General features: G+C 30.7%; 13 protein-coding genes. 8 read left to right on the forward strand and 5 right to left on the reverse strand.

Annotation, left to right across the window (positions count from 1 at the left end):
- Nucleotides 1–224: 224 nt before the first annotated feature.
- Together tsaD and ACSHW5_RS00465 are read left to right on the forward strand one after the other, a co-directional pair.
- On the forward strand, nucleotides 225–1,250 hold the full coding sequence (tsaD, locus tag ACSHW5_RS00460) for a tRNA (adenosine(37)-N6)-threonylcarbamoyltransferase complex transferase subunit TsaD (protein ID WP_435674130.1): 1,026 nt from the start codon (nucleotides 225–227) through the stop codon (nucleotides 1,248–1,250).
- A 115-nt stretch (nucleotides 1,251–1,365) separates the two neighbouring features.
- Nucleotides 1,366–3,222, forward strand: a complete 1,857-nt coding sequence (locus tag ACSHW5_RS00465) for an LTA synthase family protein (RefSeq protein ID WP_435674131.1) — start codon at nucleotides 1,366–1,368, stop codon at nucleotides 3,220–3,222.
- A 139-nt stretch (nucleotides 3,223–3,361) separates the two neighbouring features.
- Here the strand turns inward: ACSHW5_RS00465 and ACSHW5_RS00470 are convergent, their stop codons facing one another.
- Nucleotides 3,362–4,534, reverse strand: coding sequence for a GlmU family protein (locus tag ACSHW5_RS00470; protein WP_435674132.1), 1,173 nt, complete (start codon nucleotides 4,532–4,534; stop codon nucleotides 3,362–3,364).
- A gap of 69 nt (nucleotides 4,535–4,603) precedes the next feature.
- Between ACSHW5_RS00470 and ACSHW5_RS00475 the strand changes: the two genes are divergently transcribed.
- Nucleotides 4,604–5,167: an acyl-CoA thioesterase gene (locus ACSHW5_RS00475; protein WP_435674133.1), complete on the forward strand. Its 564-nt coding sequence runs from the start codon at nucleotides 4,604–4,606 to the stop codon at nucleotides 5,165–5,167.
- 142 nt (nucleotides 5,168–5,309) lie between these two features.
- Here ACSHW5_RS00475 and carB read toward each other — a convergent pair whose 3' ends face one another.
- Both carB and rpmH read right to left on the reverse strand, forming a co-directional pair.
- Nucleotides 5,310–8,165 (reverse strand): carbamoyl-phosphate synthase large subunit, encoded by a 2,856-nt coding sequence (gene carB / locus ACSHW5_RS00480; protein ID WP_435674134.1) that lies wholly within the window; start codon nucleotides 8,163–8,165, stop codon nucleotides 5,310–5,312.
- Between the two features lie 108 nt (nucleotides 8,166–8,273).
- The gene (gene rpmH, locus ACSHW5_RS00485; RefSeq protein ID WP_435674135.1) at nucleotides 8,274–8,435 is read right to left on the reverse strand and encodes a 50S ribosomal protein L34; all 162 of its coding nucleotides are present in this window, start codon (nucleotides 8,433–8,435) and stop codon (nucleotides 8,274–8,276) included.
- A 231-nt stretch (nucleotides 8,436–8,666) separates the two neighbouring features.
- Here rpmH and ACSHW5_RS00490 point away from each other — a divergent pair, with 231 nt between their 5' ends.
- Both ACSHW5_RS00490 and yidC read left to right on the forward strand, forming a co-directional pair.
- A complete protein-coding gene (locus tag ACSHW5_RS00490) occupies nucleotides 8,667–10,286 on the forward strand; it encodes a CTP synthase (RefSeq protein WP_435674136.1) in 1,620 nt (539 codons plus the stop codon).
- Between the two features lie 153 nt (nucleotides 10,287–10,439).
- On the forward strand, nucleotides 10,440–12,335 hold the full coding sequence (yidC, locus tag ACSHW5_RS00495; protein ID WP_435674137.1) for a membrane protein insertase YidC: 1,896 nt from the start codon (nucleotides 10,440–10,442) through the stop codon (nucleotides 12,333–12,335).
- A gap of 104 nt (nucleotides 12,336–12,439) precedes the next feature.
- Here yidC and ACSHW5_RS00500 read toward each other — a convergent pair whose 3' ends face one another.
- Together ACSHW5_RS00500 and rimO are read right to left on the reverse strand one after the other, a co-directional pair.
- The gene (locus tag ACSHW5_RS00500) at nucleotides 12,440–12,910 is read right to left on the reverse strand and encodes a hypothetical protein (RefSeq protein WP_435674138.1); all 471 of its coding nucleotides are present in this window, start codon (nucleotides 12,908–12,910) and stop codon (nucleotides 12,440–12,442) included.
- A 102-nt stretch (nucleotides 12,911–13,012) separates the two neighbouring features.
- A complete protein-coding gene (gene rimO / locus ACSHW5_RS00505) occupies nucleotides 13,013–14,329 on the reverse strand; it encodes a 30S ribosomal protein S12 methylthiotransferase RimO (RefSeq protein WP_435674139.1) in 1,317 nt (438 codons plus the stop codon).
- A gap of 233 nt (nucleotides 14,330–14,562) precedes the next feature.
- Here rimO and ACSHW5_RS00510 point away from each other — a divergent pair, with 233 nt between their 5' ends.
- The 3 genes from ACSHW5_RS00510 to ACSHW5_RS00520 all read left to right on the forward strand — a co-directional run bounded on the left by ACSHW5_RS00510 (nucleotide 14,563) and on the right by ACSHW5_RS00520 (nucleotide 16,884).
- Nucleotides 14,563–15,648 carry a serine hydrolase gene (locus ACSHW5_RS00510; protein WP_435674140.1) on the forward strand — a complete coding sequence of 362 codons (1,086 nt, stop codon included), beginning with the start codon at nucleotides 14,563–14,565 and terminating at the stop codon, nucleotides 15,646–15,648.
- Between the two features lie 187 nt (nucleotides 15,649–15,835).
- Nucleotides 15,836–16,297 carry a mobile mystery protein A gene (locus tag ACSHW5_RS00515; RefSeq protein ID WP_435674141.1) on the forward strand — a complete coding sequence of 154 codons (462 nt, stop codon included), beginning with the start codon at nucleotides 15,836–15,838 and terminating at the stop codon, nucleotides 16,295–16,297.
- A complete protein-coding gene (locus tag ACSHW5_RS00520) occupies nucleotides 16,288–16,884 on the forward strand; it encodes a mobile mystery protein B (protein WP_435674142.1) in 597 nt (198 codons plus the stop codon). Before ACSHW5_RS00515 ends, ACSHW5_RS00520 begins: the two co-directional genes overlap by 10 nt.
- Nucleotides 16,885–16,901: the final 17 nt, after the last annotated feature.

Genomic DNA, 16,901 nt, shown 5'->3' on the forward strand with positions numbered 1-16,901 from the left:
GAAAAAGAGCAATAAATACCCGAGCCATTTTCCTATTATTTTACCTATCTTTTTGATGATTTTCTATTTTTTAAAGTAGTATACAATTACTTAATAGCAATCAAAAATATTGCCAATTAGTACAAAGAACGGTCAATTTTAAGAAAGATTTTAATTTCTATTCTTAAAAAAAGACTGCTACTATAAAAATATACTTAATTTTGCTTTTTATTAACAAAATCTTCATGGAAAAACCTACTTATATATTAGCAATAGAATCTTCTTGTGATGATACAAGTGCTGCTGTAATTTGCAACGCTAAAGTATTAAGCAATGTGGTAGCCAACCAAGATGTCCACTCTAAATATGGTGGCGTTGTTCCTGAATTGGCATCAAGAGCGCATCAACAAAACATTGTACCAGTTGTGCAACAAGCAATAGCACAAGCTAATATTACAAAAGAAAACCTATCTGCCATTGCGTTTACCCGAGGTCCGGGTTTAATGGGTTCTTTATTGGTAGGAACTTCATTTGCCAAATCTTTGGCTTTGGGATTACAAATTCCGTTGATTGATGTTAACCATATGCAAGCACATATTTTAGCGCATTTTATTGAAGAAGAAGGAAGTAAAATTCCAAGTTTTCCTTTTATTTGTTTAACCATTAGTGGTGGTCATACACAAATTGTTAAAGTTAGCAATCATTTTAAAATGGAAATTTTGGGCGAAACTATTGATGATGCCGTTGGAGAAGCTTTTGATAAATCGGCAAAAATTCTGGGTTTACCATATCCTGGCGGACCTTTAATTGATAAATATGCAAAATTAGGCAACCCAAAAGCGTATCCGTTTACCAAACCTAAAGTGGGCGATTTAGATTTTAGTTTTAGTGGATTAAAAACGGGTATTTTATATTTTATTCAAAAACAACAACGAATTAATCCTAATTTTATTGAAGAAAATTTACATGATATTTGTGCTTCTATACAATATACAATTGTAGAAATTTTGATGGAAAAACTGAAAAACGCTGTAAAAACAACAGGCATAAAACAGATTGCTATAGCTGGTGGCGTTTCTGCTAATTCTGAAATTAGAAAAAGATTACAATTGGCAGAAAAGCATTTTGGATGGACCACTTACATTCCAAAATTTGAATACACAACAGACAATGCAGCGATGATTGCCATCACAGGATATTTAAAATATTTAAATAACGAGTATGCAAACACATCTATCACCGCAAAAGCACGATTAAAAGTAACAGAATAAGTACAGAACTACCACTAATTAACGAATATAAAAATCTATTCTTTTTCCTAAATTTGCGATAAAAAAATTTGTTTTTTGTTATTTTAATTAATGAAAATCAACAATAATATTATTAATGAAATCACTTAAAAACAGACTTTTACTAAACATTTCTTATTTTCTATTATGGATTGGTTATTTTATTTTTGCTAGAACATTCTTTCTCCTTTTTTATGTTGATAAAACAAAAGAACTGAAATTCACAACCATTTTAAAATCCTTTTTATATGGATTGCGACTAGATATTTCTTTTGCTGCTTATTTGTCTTTCATTCCTTTTTTAATCATTATTTTTTCAGTTTTTATTCAACCAAAAAAAATAAGTTTTCTTATAAAATGGTATTCGATTATACTTTTAATTTTCCTTAATTTATTACTAATTATTGATGCCGGTTTGTACCAAGCTTGGGGCGTTCGTTTAGATACAACATTACTTACCTATTTAAATACGCCAGAAGTTATGATTGCTTCTGTTTCTACTTTTCAGTTAATTAGTGGTGGGCTTTTTTGGATTTTTATCACCTATGTTTTCATTCAATTATTTAAGAGAACCATCAACAAATACAGCAACAAAGTTGTTAAAGGAAATTGGTGGCAAGCTCCTGTTTTTTTACTGATTACCGCAGCTTTAATTATTCCTGTTAGAGGTGGCTTACAAACCATTCCCATCAACCAAAGTAATGTGTATTTTTCTGATAAAATGTTTGCAAACCACGCGGCCAATAATTTTATTTGGAACTTTTTTAATGTTTTAAATCACAGATCGAATGGTAAAAATCCGTATCAAAATTTTAATAATGAAACCGCTAAAAGTATTATTAATAAAAGAAGAAATCAACTTTTAACATCTAATACAGATAGCATTTTAAACACTCAAAAACCCAATGTAATTTTAATTATTTGGGAAAGTTTATCAGGAAAAGCTGTTGGAGCTCTAGGTGGTGAACCAACGGTTACAGAAAACCTAAACAGACTTTCTAAAGAAGGAATATTATTTACCAATTTTTATGCAAATGGCGATAGAACCGACAAAGGAATTCCTGCTATTTTAAGTGGTTATTATCCGCAACCTACGGTAAGCATTATGAAAATGCCTAACAAAACAAGAAGCTTGCCCATGTTGCCAAAAAAAATGGAAGAATTGGGCTACAAAACTTCTTTTCATTATGGTGGTGATTTAAATTTTGGAAATATGAATACCTATTTAAGAAATGCAGGTATCAAGCATTTTGTAGATGGTAATGATTTTGATAAAAAAGATTGGAACTCTAAATGGGGCGCACATGATCATATTTTTATGGATCGATTTGCAAAAGATATTAACGAAGAAAAACACCAACCCTTTTTTAAAATAGCCTTAACGCTTACTAGCCATGAACCTTATGAAATTTTAGGTGACTACAAATTTGGTAAAGATACTGAAGAAAACAAATTTAGAAGTGCGCATGCCTATACAGATAAAGTTCTTGGTGATTTTATAGAAAATGCAAAGAAACAATCTTGGTATAAAAACACCTTAATTGTTATTATGTCAGATCATGGGCATCGTTTTCCAGAACATAAAGGAGTCTTTAATTCTCCAAAGAAATTTAAAATACCAATGCTTTGGTTAGGTGGTGCTTTGCATAAAACAGGTATTAAAATTGACAATATAGGAAGTCAAGTAGATTTTTCTTACACGCTATTAAATCTTTTAAAAGGAGATACTTCTGAGTTTGTTTTCAGCAAAAACATGTTCAATAATTCTGATGAACAATATGCGCATTACATTTTTAACAAAGGTTTTGGTATCCTTTCTAAAAACGGTGTTTTTGTATTTGATTTTATGAACAACAAACCTATCTTAGAAACAGGAACAGCATCTATAAAATTAGATTCTTTAGGAAAAGCAATTACTCAAAATGCATTTCAAGATTTTCTAGATAGAAAATAAAAATTTTCGAAACACAGGTCAAAATCTGATAAAAATTTAATTTGAAAACAACAAAGCATCTTCAATTATAAATGCATCAGACCTATCTGATTTAAGACAAATAGGTCTGATGTTTATAAATTTATCACTACAATTAGTATTAATTTCTGTACTCTTTAGTGAGCTCAAAAACATGAGTTAAAATATTTTTATCTTTCTCATCTAACTCTAATTTTTTTCGTTTCATTACAACAGTGGCTACTTCAAATACTTTGGGTAAATTATAAGTTGTAAACCCAGAAGCGCCACCCCAACTAAATGAAGGAATAAAATTTCTAGGAAATCCGCTACCATAAATGTTTGCACTTACACCAACAACTGTACCTGTATTAAACATGGTATTAATACCACATTTAGAATGATCTCCCATCATTAAACCACAAAATTGGAGTCCTGTTTTTGCAAACCTTCCAGATTCATAATCCCATAATTTTACTTCTGCATAATTATTTTTTAGATTAGAATTATTAGTATCAGCGCCTAAATTACACCATTCTCCTAAGACTGAATTCCCCAAATAACCATCGTGACCTTTACTAGTATAGCCCATTAAAACGGAGTTATTTATTTCTCCTCCTACTTTACAATATGGACCTAAAGTTGTACCTCCAGAAATTTTTGAGCCCATTTTTACTACGGCATGATTGCACATTCCAAAAGGACCTCTAATTGCAGAGTTTTCCATAATTTCTGCATCTTTACCAATATAAATTGGTCCTGTAGACGCATTTAAAGTTGCAAAAGTAATGGCCGCTCCTTCTTCTATAAAGATATTTTCTTTATTTTTAAACCTTGTTCCTTCAGGTATTGGTTGCGAAGTTCTTCCTTCTGTTATTAAATCGAAATCTTCTTGAATAGCTTTCTCATTAAGTGAAAAAATATCCCAGGTATTTTTTATTTGAATAATATCTTCATCAAACTCAATTGCTGTATAGTCATCAAAATTTACGGCTTCTTGAGAATCTGTGGTAAAAAAAGCGATAACATCTTCTCCTTTAAAAATAGCTTCGTTTTTAGCTAATTTTTTCACTTTCTCTACCAAACTCTTTGTCGGACAAAAAGAAGCATTGATTAAAATGTTCTCTTCCAATTCTACCATTGGATACTTTTCTTCTAAATATTCTTCAGTAATTGTAGTAGTTGTTAGCCCTAAATATTTTTCCCATTTCTCTCTAATGGTTAAAATTCCAATTCTTATATCTGCAACTGGTTTTGTGTAGGTAAAGGGAAATAGCGACTTTCTTACATCACCATCAAATAAAATATAGTTCATAATTTTTTTTTACGCTTCAAATTTACTTCAAAAACGCCATATAAAAAATTATATTTGTATTTTTGAGCCATGGATAAAACAGATAAGAATTACAAACATAGTGCCGAATCTCAAGTTACAATTACCCAACTTATGTTACCATCGCACTCAAATTTCAGTGGAAAAATTCATGGAGGTCATATTTTAAACCTTATGGATCAAATTGCATTTGCTTGTGCCTCTAAACATTCTGGTAATTATTGTGTTACCGCTTCCGTAAATAAGGTAGATTTTTTAAGCCCAATTGAGGTAGGAGAATTAGTTACCTTAAAAGCCTCTGTAAATTTTACAGGTAGAACCTCTATGGTAGTTGGTTTGCGTGTAGATTCTGAAAATATTAGAACTGGCAAAACCAAACATTGCAACTCTTCTTATTTTACCATGGTTGCCAAAGATGAAAACGGAAAAAGCGCTCCGATACCTGGTCTTATCTTAACTTCTAAAGATGAAATAAGACGTTATGCTAGAAGTATAACTAGACAGAGTGAAGGTAAACATAGAACGTCTCGCTTTAATAGTAAAGTATTTAAAGTAGACGATTTTATTCATTTACTAGAAGAAAGTAATTCTAAAATTAACTTAACTGATAAATAAAGTTGTTTTTCCTATTTCCTATTTGACTAATAACATCACTTTTACGTATATAAAAAACTTAATTATTTAATTCAATTTCATAAAAAAGCATCCAATTCATTTATAGAATTGGATGCTTTTTTAATATTTAAAAAGAAACTTTTTATTTATTCAAATACATTTTACGTCTAGAATATAAATCGTAAAACTCATCGTCTTTTAAACTATCAATAAATAAAATACTTTCTCCAGTAGATTTCATTTCTGGTCCTAGTTTCTTATCTACATTAGGAAATTTATTAAAAGAAAATACAGGTTGTTTAATGGCAAAACCATCTAACTTAGGATTAAAATTAAAATCTGTTACTTTATTATGACCCAACATTACTTTGGTTGCATAATTTACATACGGTTCTTTGTACGCTTTTGCTATAAAAGGCACAGTTCTAGAGGCTCTTGGGTTTGCTTCAATAATATAAACAATATCATCTTTAATTGCAAACTGAATATTTATCAAACCAACAGTTTTTAGTTCTGTTGCAATGGTATGTGTGTGATCTTTAATCTGTTGCAATACAAATTCACCTAAATTAAAAGCTGGTAACGTTGCGTTAGAATCTCCAGAATGAATTCCACAAGGCTCAATATGCTCCATAATACCAATAATGTAAACATTACCATCAGCATCACAAATTGCATCTGCTTCTGCTTCAATAGCACCATCTAAGTAATGATCTAACAACAATTTATTACCAGGCATTCTACCTAATAAATCAACTACATGTTTTACCAATTCTTCTTTATTGATAACAATTTTCATTCCTTGTCCTCCTAGTACATAAGAAGGTCTTACCAAGATAGGAAAATCTAATTTGTCTGCTAAAGTTAAAGCTTCATCCGCAGTTTCTGCGATACCATATTCTGGAAAAGGAATTTTATTATCTTTTAACATTGTTGAAAATCTTCCTCTATCTTCTGCGATATCTAGCGCTTCAAAAGAAGTTCCAATAATTTTAATTCCGTATTTAGTTAACTTCTCTGCTAACTTTAAAGCCGTTTGCCCACCTAATTGTACTATAACTCCTTCTGGTTTTTCATGACGAATAATATCATAAATATGTTCCCAAAAAACGGGTTCAAAGTATAATTTATCTGCGGTGTCAAAATCTGTAGAAACCGTTTCTGGATTACAGTTAATCATAATAGTTTCGTAACCACATTCTGCAGCGGCTAATACACCATGTACACAACAGTAGTCAAACTCAATTCCTTGACCAATTCTATTGGGTCCAGAACCTAAAACAATTATTTTCTTTTTATCAGTTACAATACTTTCGTTTGCAATTGTAATTTGCCCGTCTGCAGTTTCAATTTCGTTTTCGAAAGTTGAATAATAATAAGGAGTTTTTGCCTTAAATTCTGCGGCACAAGTATCTACTAATTTAAAAACACGTTGTACTTTTAATTCTTCTCTCTTAGTGTATACTTGACTTTCTAAACAATCTAGCATGTGTGCTATTTGTCTATCTCCATATCCTTTTTGCTTTGCTTCTAACAACAAATCTCTTTGAATAGTTTCTATGGTATATTTAGAAATTTCTTTTTGAAGTTGAAATAACTCTTCATATTGCTTTAAATACCACATGTCAATTTTTGTGATATCATGAATCTGACTTAGAGGAATTCCGATAGCAATTGCATCGTAAATAGCAAAAACACGGTCCCAACTTGCATTGGTTAATTTATCTATAATTTGGTTATAATTAGTGTAGCCTTTTCCATCTGCACCTAAACCATTTCTTTTAATTTCTAATGATTGCGTTGCTTTGTGTAATGCTTCTTGAAAAGAACGTCCAATACCCATTACCTCGCCAACAGACTTCATTTGCAAACCTAAAGTTCTGTCTGAACCTTCAAATTTATCAAAATTCCAACGCGGTATTTTTACAATTACATAATCTAAAGTTGGCTCAAATAAAGCTGATGTAGATTTTGTAATTCCGTTTTCTAATTCATCTAAGGTATAACCAATGGCTAATTTAGTAGCAACTTTTGCAATAGGATATCCTGTTGCTTTAGACGCTAACGCGGATGAACGAGAAACACGTGGATTAATTTCAATGGCAATAATATCTTCTTTTTCGTCTGGCGAAACTGCAAACTGCACATTACAACCGCCTTCAAAATCTCCAATAGAACGCATCATGTGAATTGCCATATCACGCATTTTCTGAAAAGTAGTATCAGAAAGTGTCATGGCAGGTGCTACAGTTAAAGAATCTCCGGTATGAATTCCCATCGGATCCATATTTTCGATAGAACAAATAATAACCACATTGTCATTTTTATCACGTAATAATTCTAATTCGTATTCTTTCCAGCCCATCATCGCTTTATCAATCATCACTTCATGTATAGGTGATGCTTCTAAACCTCTGCTTAATAATTCGTCAAAATCTTTTGGATCATATACTATAGAAGCACCAGCGCCACCTAAAGTATATGAAGAACGAATTACTAATGGAAAACCAAATTCTTGAGCAATTTCTTTTCCTTTTAAGAAAGAAGTAGCTGTTGCTTGAGGCGCCATAGGCACATCAATCTTTATCATTAACTCTCTAAATTGTTCTCTATCTTCTGTTATATTAATGGCATCTATATCTACACCAATTAATTTTACATTAAAATCTTCCCAAATTCCTTTGTCATCTGCTTCAATACAAAGATTTAATGCAGTTTGCCCACCCATTGTTGGTAAAACAGCATCAATTTGCGGATGTTCTTTTAAAATTTGAATGATTGATTTTGTTGTTAAAGGCAACAGATAAATATGATCAGCCATAGAAGGGTCTGTCATAATTGTTGCAGGATTAGAATTGATTAATATCGTTTCTATTCCATCTTCTCTTAAAGAACGTAAGGATTGTGAACCAGAATAGTCAAATTCACATGCTTGTCCAATAACAATTGGTCCAGATCCGATAATTAAAACTGATTTGAGGTCTTTTCTTTTTGGCATTGTAACTTGTTGTATTTTATGAGTTTGTAATAATAATTGGGACTTAGATATAAAAAAAGGTGTTACTAAAAATTAGTAACACCTTAATTATTAACAAAATGTTAATCATTATCTTTTATGTCTTGATTCTGAAGATACAGAAACTTTCTTTCTTCCTTTAGCTCTTCTTCTAGCCAACACTTTTCTTCCATTAGCAGAAGCCATTCTTTCCATGAAACCGTGTTTGTTTCTTCTCTTTCTCTTTGATGGTTGGTACGTTCTTTTTGGCATTATTCTGTATTTTTAAATGTCTTCTTTATTATTTTGTTTTTTTTAACAATTTTTACCTCGTTAAAAGCGTGGGCAAATATACAACTGTTTTTATTTATAGCAAATACTATTTATAAAAAAAATGAAAATATTTTAACCGAAGGCAAAAGTAAACATTTTTTAATTATTTTATACTTTTTTTATTTGCAATAAAATCTAGTATTAGTACTTTTGCGCAAACCTAAAAACACCATGCACAATACTAAATACGTTTTTGTAACAGGAGGCGTAACTTCATCACTAGGAAAGGGAATAATAGCGGCATCTTTAGCTAAATTACTACAAGAAAGAGGGTTTTCTGTAACCATCCAAAAACTAGACCCATACATTAATATAGACCCAGGAACATTAAACCCATACGAGCATGGAGAATGTTATGTTACGGATGATGGTGCCGAAACCGATTTAGATTTAGGGCATTATGAGCGTTATTTAAACATTCCTACTAGTCAAGCGAACAATGTAACTACAGGTAGAATTTATCAATCTGTAATTAATAAGGAGCGTAAAGGAGAGTTTTTAGGAAAAACGGTTCAAGTAATTCCGCATATTACTGATGAAATTAAACGTAGAATTCAAATTTTAGGTGAAACTGGTGATTATGATATTGTAATTACAGAAATAGGCGGCACCGTTGGTGATATAGAATCTTTGCCTTATGTAGAGTCTGTGCGTCAAATGTTATGGGAAAAAGGAAATGAAAACGCAATTGTTATTCATTTAACATTGGTACCTTTTTTAGCAGCGGCAGGTGAATTAAAAACAAAACCTACACAGCATTCTGTAAAAATGTTAATGCAAAGTGGTGTAAGCCCAGATATTTTAGTGTGTAGAACAGAACATGAAATTTCAGATGATATTAAACGTAAATTAGCATTGTTCTGTAATGTTAAAAAAGAAGACGTTATACAATCTATAGATGCAGAAACTATTTATGATGTTCCTAATTTAATGTTAGAACAAGGTTTAGATACTGTTGTTTTAAATAAATTAAAACTTTCTTCTAAGGGAGAACCTGAATTAAAAGTTTGGAACAACTTCTTACAAAAACATAAAAACCCAAAACACGAAGTAGAAATTGCTTTAATTGGTAAATATATAGAACTACAAGATTCTTATAAATCTATTACAGAAGCTTTTATTCATGCAGGTTCTACGCATGAAACAAAAGTAAAAGTACGTTGGGTACATTCAGAAAGTTTAACTCCTAAAAATGCTGAGAAAAAACTATTAGGTGTTCATGGTATATTGGTAGCTCCTGGTTTTGGAGATAGAGGAATTGAAGGTAAAATTAGAGCTGTAAAATATGCTAGAGAAAACAACATTCCTTTTTTCGGAATTTGTTTAGGTATGCAAATGGCTGTTATTGAATTTGCAAGAAATGTGCTAAATTTAGAAAATGCCAGTTCTACTGAAATGAACAAAAGCACTAAAAATCCGGTTATTAATTTAATGGAAAGTCAAAAAAATGTTACCGATAAAGGTGGTACCATGCGTTTGGGAGCTTGGGATTGTGAACTAAAAAAAGGTTCTAAAGTGTTTAAAGCATACAATTCTGAATTGATAAGCGAACGTCACAGACACCGTTTTGAATTTAATAATGATTATTTAGCGCAAATTGAAAGCGCAGGAATGAAAGCAACAGGTTTTAACCCAAAAACAGGATTGGTAGAAGTTGTAGAAGTTTCTTCGCACCCATGGTTTGTAGGTGTACAATATCACCCAGAATATAAAAGTACCGTGCTAAAACCACATCCATTGTTTGTAGATTTTATAAAAGCAGCACTGAAATATTCAAAATTAAAAGTTTAATAATCAAGAATGAAAGCGGAATACTATTTGAACTAGTATAAGCTATTATATTAATCGCGGTAAAATCAATATTAAAACTGCTTTTTAACTACATTTGTCGCTTTTTTATCAAGGATTATTCTTGATATTATGACAAATTGACATTTAACAAACATGGAACAAAAAAAATTCGATTACAATACTTTTATTGGAATGATTTTATTAGGAGGACTTCTATTATACTGGATGAACACCAATAAACCAGATGAAGTAATCTCAGATACAGCTACAAATGAAATAGTTGTAGACTCTACAAAAAACATAAACACAGCTAATGCTATTAAAACTGCAACTCCAGATTTTGCTAATGATTCACTAAAACAAGTTGCTTTTACCAATAAATTAGGCATTCTTGGTTATAGTGCAATGCACGGTAAAGAAGGCGTTTCTGTTTTAGAAAATAATTTAGTAAAATTAACTATTGATAATAAAGGAGGTCAAATTATTGAAGCCTTAATTAAGAATTATAAAACGCATGATTCTTTACCTTTATATATGATAAAAGACAAGAACTCTTCTTTTAACATTAATTTTGGAACAACAGACAACCGCATTTTAAACACCACAGATTTACTTTTTGAACCAACCTTAACTAAGAATGGGGAAAACCAAGTATTGTCTATGAAATTAAAAGCTTCTGAAACAAAATACTTAGAATATAGATATGAAATTAAACCAAATAACTATATGGTTGGTTTTACTGTTAAATCGCAAGGTTATAACAACATTATCAATTCTTCTAACCCTATTAATTTAGATTGGACTTTAGACGGTTATAGACATGAAAAAAGTCTAAAAACCGAAAACACCATGTATACGCATTACTATTACAAAGCAGATGGTGATGTAGATTATATAAATGCTGGTAAGTCTGATATTGTAAATAAGGTTGATTGGGTTTCTTATAAACAACAATTCTTTTCATCTATTTTATTAACAGATACTCCTTTTGACAACGCTACCATTGCTGCTACAGATTTAGTGAAGAATGAAGAAATTGATAGTATATATACCAAGAAATTTGAGTTAAAAACACCTTTAGCTTTAGCAAACGGAGAATTAAATTATAATATGAAATGGTTTTACGGACCAAGTGATTATAATTTATTAAAAACCTTTAAAGAAACAGATTTAGACGAAACGGCAGATTTAGGTTGGGGAATATTCGGTTTCTTAAACAGAACTGTTTTTTATCCTGTTTTTAATTTCTTAAAAGGATTTTTATCTAACTACGGATTAATTATTATTTTAATGACCATTGTTGTTAGAATTATCATGTCTCCGTTAGTGTATAAATCTTATTTATCTAGTGCAAAAATGAAGGTTATTAGACCTGAATTAACTGCTTTAAATGATAAATATCCAGGAAAAGAAAATGCAATGAAGCGCCAGCAAGAAACCATGGCAATTCAGCGAAAAGCTGGAGTTAGCATGATGTCTGGTTGTATACCTGCTTTATTACAAATGCCTGTTTTCTTTGCATTGTTTAAATTTTTTCCAACAAACATTGCATTAAGACAAGAAAGTTTTTTATGGGCGCCAGATTTATCTTCTTATGATACTATATTTACATTGCCTTTTAAAATTCCTTTTTATGGAGATCATGTAAGTTTATTTCCAATTTTGGCTTCTGTTGCCATTTTCTTTTATATGAAAATGAACCAAAGTCAACAAGCAAATATGCAGCCACCAACGCAAGAAGGAATGCCAGATATGGGAAAAATGATGAAGTATATGATTTACTTCTCTCCTATTATGATGTTATTTTTCTTCAACAACTATGCAAGTAGTTTAAGTTTGTATTACTTTATTTCTAACTTATTAACCATTGCAATAATGTTGGTTATTAAAAATTATGTGATTGATGAAGATAAAATTCATGCACAAATAGAAGAAAACAAAAAGAAACCAGAAAAAGCAAAAAGTAAATTCAGACAAAGAATTGACACTGCAATGAAGCAAGCGCAAGAACAACAAGCGCAACAAGCAAAACAAAAGAAAAGCAAATAACTAGTTAAATTTGTATTGAATTACTATTTTAATTTAAAAACCGAAACTTAATTGTTTCGGTTTTTAAATTATGAAGATTTATTATGTTTTTTTATAAGTCCTTTTTAAAAATTAAAATGAATCCCTACCATTGGTTCTACTGCGCCAGCACCACCAGAGCCATATTTTACTTGTGCAAGTAAACCAAAACTTTCGCCTAGCTCATAAATTAATCCTCCACCAACATTAAAACCGGTATCGCTTACGGCGCCAAAACCGGTTACTTTTGTTGATAAAAAAGAAACTCCAGCCAATCCAAAATACTTTAAACTTTCATCTCCACCTAAATAATAACGTGCATCAAGATTTATAGCTGTTGAAGTAAAACCGCTTGGTGTAAAATAATAAGAAAAGCTAGGTGCTGCTGCCAAAGCTTCTGTAAATAGATACACTACACCTGCATTTGCCCCAATATCTGAGCCAGAAACAAGCGGATACGTTACACCTACAAAGCCTGAAAAATCTCCTTTTTCTTGTGCTAAAACAATACAAGAAAATAATAATGTAATTCCCAATACTAATTTTTTAAGTTTCATAATTTTATGTTTTTGGTTAATAAGGTATAATATTAACGTAAAAATGAAACAAAAAAAATACGGCGATTGCCGTATTTCTATCAATTTAAAATTTTATGCTTATTATTTTTTTACCGGAGTTCCATACAAATCATAATCTCCAGCTTCATGAATTTCTACCTCTATAAATTCTCCTATTTTTATATAATGTTCTTTTGCATCTACCAAAACATCATTATCTACGTCTGGTGAATCAGATTCTGTTCTTCCATAGAAATATTCTCCATCTTTTCTATCAAACAAACATGTAAACGTTTTTCCTATTTTTTGTTGATTCAATTCCCAAGAAATTTGAGATTGAACTTCCATAATTTCATTTACACGTTTAAATTTAACATCCGCAGGAACATCATCTTCTAAAACATACGCGCCAGTATTTTCTTCATGAGAATACTCAAATGCACCCAAACGTTCAAAACGCATTTCTTCTACCCAATCTTTTAATTCTTGAAACATTTCTTCTGTTTCTCCTGGATAACCCACAATTAACGTAGTTCTAATGGCCATTTCTGGAACTGCTTCTCTAAACTTATGAATTAATGCTGTTGTTTTTTCGTGTGTTGTACCTCGTTTCATAGATTTTAACAACTCAGTATTAATGTGCTGCAACGGAATATCTAAATAATTACACACTTTTGGCTCACGTTTCATTACATCTAAAACATCCATCGGAAAACCTGTAGGAAAAGCATAATGCATTCTAATCCATTCTATTCCTTCTACTTTTGCTAAGGCTTCTAATAATTGAGCTAATGCGCGTTTTTTATAAATATCTAATCCATAATAGGTTAAATCTTGTGCAATTAACATGATTTCTTTAATGCCTTTTTCTGCTAATTTAGTAGCTTCTGTTACAATATCTTCAATAGGCGTAGAAATATGTTTACCTCTCATTAAAGGTATGGCACAAAAAGAACAAGGTCTGTCGCAACCTTCTGCAATTTTTAAATATGCATAATGTTTTGGCGTAGTTGTTAAGCGTTCTCCTATTAACTCGTGCTTGTAATCTGCTTCTAAAACTTTTAATAAATTAGGCAAATCATGTGTACCAAAATACTGATCTACATTCGGAATTTCATTTTCTAAATCTGGCTTATAACGTTCACTTAAACAACCAGAAACAAAAACTTTGTCAATTTCACCAGCTTCTTTACGTTGTGCATAATGCAAAATAGTATCAATAGATTCTTCTTTGGCTTTTCCTATAAATCCACAGGTGTTTATGACAACAATGTTACCATCATCTTCAGGATCTTCATGTACCACATTTTTACCATTGGCTTTTAATTGTCCCATTAACACTTCACTGTCGTAAATATTTTTAGAACATCCTAAAGTAACAACGTTAATCTTATTTTTTTTGATGGTTTTTGTACGCATATTTATAGCTTTTCGCCTTTAGCGAATTCGCTTATGGCTGTAAATCTTGATTAATGTATGTTTCAATTTAATAAAATCAAAACGAGTGCAAAAATAACCTTTTCATTATTATTCTATCAATTTCTTTACTGATATTTTTTTTATTGTATTTTTACTTTAAACAATTGATTTTCAAATAGAATTTTTTAAACTTTTTGTGAAAAATGGGGTCTAACATTACAAATATCTTATCAATGAATTCATCCAAAGTATATTCGTTATTACTTTTATTTTTCTTAATATTTTCTTTTTGTTCAAAAAAAGATAATGAAGAAGAAATTATAGTAGTAGAGCCAACAGAAAAAATCTACTTTCCCTCTATAACAACCAATACTTGGGAAACAATTACTCCTGAAGATTTACAGTGGAACCTGAACAAAATTGAAGATTTAAAAACTTTTTTATCAGAAAAAAACACCAAAAGTTTTATAGTACTTTACAACGGAAAAATTGTGATAGAAGAATATTTTAACAATCACACCTCTACTTCTAATTGGTATTGGGCAAGTGCTGGCAAAACATTAACTTCTACCCTTTCCGGAATTGCACAAGACGAAAATCTTTTAAATATACATGATAAAGTTTCTGATTATTTAGGAACTGGTTGGACAAGCGCTACTTTGGAAAAAGAAAACTTAATTACCTGCAAAAACCTACTCTCTATGACTGCTGGTTTAGATGATTCTTTAGGTGATGATGTTTCTGCTGATAACTTAAAATACGTTGCTGATGCGGGCACACGTTGGGCATATCATAATGTGTATGTAAAAATGCAAGAGGTTGTTGCAAAAGCAAGCAATACAACTTGGACAAACTACTTCAACACCAAATTACGAGATAAAATTGGCATGAATGGCGTTTGGACAGATATAGGAAGTTTAAATGTTTATTGGAGTACAACAAGATCTATGGCGCGTTTTGGATTGCTAATTTCTGCCAACGGAAAATGGGAAAATACACAAATTGTTTCTGAAAACTTCATAAATGAAGCCACAAATACGTCTCAAAACATTAATAATTCGTATGGTTATTTTTGGTGGCTAAACGGAAAACCGAATTATCATTTACCACAAAGTCAGGCTCAATTTAATGGAGAATTAATACCAAATGCTCCGGCAGATCTTTTTTGTGCTTTGGGTAAAAATGACCAGAAAATATATGTTGTTCCCAGTAAAAAAATAGTAATAATTAGAATGGGAGAAGCAGCAGAAAACGTAAATTTTGCCTTGTCTAATTTTGATAACGATTTATGGGAAAAGATGAATGATGTGATTGAATAGAATTCTTTTTAAGTAAAACATTAAAACACCGTATAAACATTGGCTTTAGTTTACAAAAAGTATAAAAAGTAAACTAAAGTCTTTACTTTTTATACTTTTTGTAAACATATACCATTACTTTTAATTATATTTGTAAACACATACGTTTACAAATATTTTTTTTGTAAACAAAAAAGTTTACAAAAAAATGAGAAATAAGCAAAAACTTGTAATTGAGCAATTGGACAAAAAACTTCAACCATATTTTGAAACTAGAAAAGTACTAATTCCAGAACGTGGATGGGTAAGTACAATACGGACAGCACTAAATATGACAATGGCCCAACTTGGCGACAAATTAAATATAACAAGACAAGGTGTAAAAAAAATTGAGGAAAGCGAAGCTAATGGAAGGATAACACTCAATTCATTAAAAGATGTAGCTCATGCAATGGACTTAAAATTAGTATATGGATTAGTGCCAAAAGAAGGAACAATCAACGATTTAATACAAAGTAAAGCAGAGAAACTAGCTAGAAAAATTGTTTTAAGAACCCATCAAAATATGAAATTAGAGAATCAAGGAATTGGAGATGAAAAGATAGCTGAAACAATTAAAGAACTTGCTTATGAAATAAAAAGAGAAATGAAAAAATCATTATGGGATTAAAATTCGATTATAAAATTGGACAAACACCTTTAGATGAGAATGAAAAAGAAGGCCTTAAAATAAGTTCAATTTCTACTCAAGGAGAACTAGATGAATTTGAACAATTAAATATAGAAAAAGCAGTAGAATGGACTATTCATACAAGATTGAAACTTGAAAAAATTTTAACGGAAAAGTTTATAAAGGACTTGCATAAAAAAATGTATGGTGATGTTTGGAAATGGGCTGGCAAATTCCGAAACACTGAAAAAAACATTGGAATTCCAAGGATACAGATTGGAATTGAATTAAAAAACTTACTAGAAGACACCAAATATTGGATAGAAAATATAACTTTTTCTCATGAAGAAATAGCTATAAGATTTAAACATCGCCTAGTATCCATTCATTGTTTTCCCAATGGAAATGGAAGACACTCTAGAATAATGGCAGACATTATAATGGAATCAATATTTAAAAATGAAATATTTTCTTGGCATCAATCAAATATGGTTAAAGCTAACGAAACCAGAAGACAATATATAAAAGCCTTAAAAGAAGCTGATAATGGTAATTATACAACACTAATTGAATTTGCAAAAAACTAGTAATGATTAGAATTAGA

The organism is Polaribacter sp. (assembly GCF_051251875.1).
Classification (GTDB): Bacteria; Bacteroidota; Bacteroidia; order Flavobacteriales; family Flavobacteriaceae; genus Polaribacter.